We start from the raw sequence: 2804 nt of genomic DNA on the forward strand, positions 1-2804 counted from the left end.
ACCGAAACTTCACGCGCCGGCCGGAGTCGGTCATCCGCTGGACCATGTTGATGTCCAGCACCTCGTCTTCCAGCCCCGGCAGGAGCTGGTCGACGAGCTCGGGTTCCTTCAGCGGGAGCCCCGACTGCAGGGCCTCCTGCATCGAGGTGATCTCGCCGTCCGCTACTTGTCGTCCGAGCCGCGTTCGCGGCTCCCATCCGTTACTCATGGTTATAGTTCATCCTCCAGTCGCTCTCGTACCTCGTCGAAGTGGGCCGGAAGCTCCGTCGCATCGAACTCGCCGCTGTAGAGGCCATCCTCCTGTTCGGCGTACTCGGCGATGTGCTCGCCGCGGGTCCGCTCCCAGTCGGCGAAGACGTCCTCGCTGTGGGGAATCTCCAGCCCGGCGTCGATCGCTCCTTCCTGTACTGCGAACACCTTGTTGCCGGGTGTGGCGGTGTTGAGGCCGATATCGAGGACCGCCTCCCCGAGCCCCGCCTCGACCGCGCGTTTGCCGGCCAGAAAGCCGGTCAGATACGCCGCGGGGAGGTTCCCCGTCGGCGCCTCCCAGCCGAACGCCTCGAGATCACTCGAGGCGGCGCTCGCGACCGTCTCGTCGCCCTGCGGCCCGGTTACGATCAGCTGCGCCCTGGTCTGGTTGTTGCTCTTGCGAGCGACAAGGCGTGGTTTGCCGGATTTCAGCAGGCGCAACCTCTGATGGTAATTTGTACGGGCCTCGCGGCGACGCCGCATCGGCACCGTGTATCGTGGTCCTGTCGCCATTATTGTTCACCGTAGTTTTCGTGTATATATCGGTTCAGATCCCGGATGCTGTCGAACTCGCCGCCGCTGGCCATCCGGTACAGCTCCCGGTACTGTGTTCTGTCGACCTCGCCCGAATCGCGGAGCTCCCGCAGTTCGCGGCGCTGGGCGCGGATCTGACTCTGCCACTCTTCTTTCTCGTTCTGTCTGCCGCCCGATCTCCCCTTGCGGGACCCGTGGCCTTTTCGGTGGCCGTAGGCGCGTTTCTTCTGGCGTTCCCGGGCGCGACCGCGGGAGTTCCCCGCCGCCGTCTTCGCCTCGATCGTTCCGTCCTCGATGAGTTCGCGGACGTCATCGCGCGTGATGGCGTCGGCGATCTCGCTCTGTGCGTCGGGGTCGAACTTGACGCGGTTCTGCCCGACGTCGAGGATGTCGGCCGCGAGCCGTCGTTGTGCTTTCAGATCAGTCATGCTACTCTTCGACCTCCACTTCTACTTCGACGTAGGTCGGGTTGAGAACGCGGATCCCCGCGTCCTCGGCGAGCTCTTCAATGCGCTCGCGCTTGCGAGCGCCGACCGTCGAGCCGATCCGGACCGCCTGGCGGTCGCCGTCGACGCCCTCCAGATCGTCGGGGCTCTCGACGCGGACCTCCTCGAAGCCGCTCGGGTGCAGGCCACGAACGGCCTTCGGCGTCCGGTAGCCGGCCTCGACTTTGGGGCCTTTCCCCTTGACGCCGCGGCGCTGCTTCGAGAGCCCGCCGCGGGGCCGTCGCCAGGAGGTCGGCGTCCGCTTTTTCTTGTGGTAGTCCTGTCGGTTGAACTGCGGTTTGCCGACGCGGTGGCGCTGGGCGAGGAGCCGTTCCTCATCGTCAGTCAGCTCCGGCGTCTTCTCGGCCAGCCCCCGCGGCTGCAGTTCCGTCTCGACGTCCTCGGCTTCGGCTTCCTCTTCGGCCTCGGGCGTCTCGTCTTCGACTTCGGCCTCGGTCTCGGCGGCGACCTCCAGGTCGCCGACGTCGGCCTTGATCCGGGCCGCGAGGGCGTTGCCGATCCCCTCGATGTCCGCGAGTTCCTCCTGTGTGAGCTCGCGGATGTCGTCGACGGTCTCGATGTCGGCCTCGCGGAGGCGTTCGGCCTTCGCGTCGCCGACGCCGCCGATGTCGGTCAGCTCCTGCCGTTCGTCTTCGGCTTCGGTCTCGGCTCCTCCTTCCGTTTCTTCTTCGTCGCTCATTAGACCTCACCTCGCTCGGGGGTCTCCGTGATGTAGACGCCGTCCTGGAAGACCCGGGTGTCTTTATCCGAGACACGGGTCAACTGCTCGATGTCGGCGGCCGTCTGGCCGACGTCCTCGATATCGGGGCCGCTGATCGAAAGCTCCTCGCCGTCGACCTCGACCTCGGTGTCGCCCCGGACGGGCGTCCGTCGGGGTGCCTTCTCCCCGAGGAAGTTCTCGATGACGATCTCCTCGCCATCGACGGAAACCTGCATCGGGAAGTGTGAGTAGAACACTTCCATACTGTACTCCCATCCCTCGGTGACACCGTGAACCATGTTCGTGACGTGGCTCTCGAAGGTGCCGACCGTGGAGTTGGTCTTTGCGTCGTCCTCGTCGGATTCGATCACGACGGTATCGCCGTCGACGTCGACCGTGATGTCGGGGTACCAGAGGCGTCGCGTGACGCTCCCGTTGGGCCCCTCGACGGTCAACTCGAGGTGATCCATCGTCGCCGTGACCGCGTCCGGAATCTCGATTTCTGTGCGCATTGTTCGGTTAGTAGACGTATGCGATTACCTGTCCACCGATGCCCTTCTCGCGGGCCTCGTAGTGGCTCATGACGCCGTGGCTGGTCGTGACGATGAGCGTCCCGTAATCGCGGGCGGGGAGGAACCGCTTCTCCCATTTTTCGAACTCCTCGGCCCCCGCCGAATAGCGGGGTTTGACCGCGCCACACTCGTTGATAGCGCCTTTCAGTTCGACCTCGAACCGCCCGGATCTGCCGTCGTCGACGAACTGGAAGCCGCCGACGTACCCGCGGTCGTAGAAGACCTCGAGTACCGAGCCGATTT

General features: G+C 65.0%; 5 protein-coding genes and 1 pseudogene. All 6 read right to left on the bottom strand.

The annotated features are described in order from the left end of the window. A pseudogene (gene rps5p, locus KM295_RS16510) lies at positions 1-208 on the bottom strand (30S ribosomal protein S5); the annotation flags it as partial. A 2-nt stretch (positions 209-210) separates the two neighbouring features. Further along, positions 211-762, bottom strand: a complete 552-nt coding sequence (locus KM295_RS16515; protein ID WP_256031441.1) for a 50S ribosomal protein L18 — start codon at positions 760-762, stop codon at positions 211-213. Further along, positions 762-1211, bottom strand: a complete 450-nt coding sequence (locus KM295_RS16520) for a 50S ribosomal protein L19e (protein ID WP_256031442.1) — start codon at positions 1209-1211, stop codon at positions 762-764. The genes KM295_RS16515 and KM295_RS16520 overlap by 1 nt, the downstream gene beginning before the upstream one ends. 1 nt (position 1212) lies before the next feature. Next, positions 1213-1968, bottom strand: a complete 756-nt coding sequence (locus KM295_RS16525; RefSeq protein ID WP_256031444.1) for a 50S ribosomal protein L32e — start codon at positions 1966-1968, stop codon at positions 1213-1215. Then, positions 1968-2501 carry a 50S ribosomal protein L6 gene (locus KM295_RS16530; protein WP_256031446.1) on the bottom strand — a complete coding sequence of 178 codons (534 nt, stop codon included), beginning with the start codon at positions 2499-2501 and terminating at the stop codon, positions 1968-1970. Before KM295_RS16530 ends, KM295_RS16525 begins: the two co-directional genes overlap by 1 nt. Before the next feature lie 7 nt (positions 2502-2508). Beyond that, positions 2509-2804, bottom strand: a 296-nt coding sequence (locus tag KM295_RS16535) for a 30S ribosomal protein S8 (protein ID WP_256031450.1), incomplete at its 5' end; no start/stop codon positions are given.

Origin of the sequence: Natronomonas aquatica (assembly GCF_024449025.1) — an archaeon.
GTDB classification, from domain to species: domain Archaea; phylum Halobacteriota; class Halobacteria; order Halobacteriales; family Haloarculaceae; genus Natronomonas; species Natronomonas aquatica.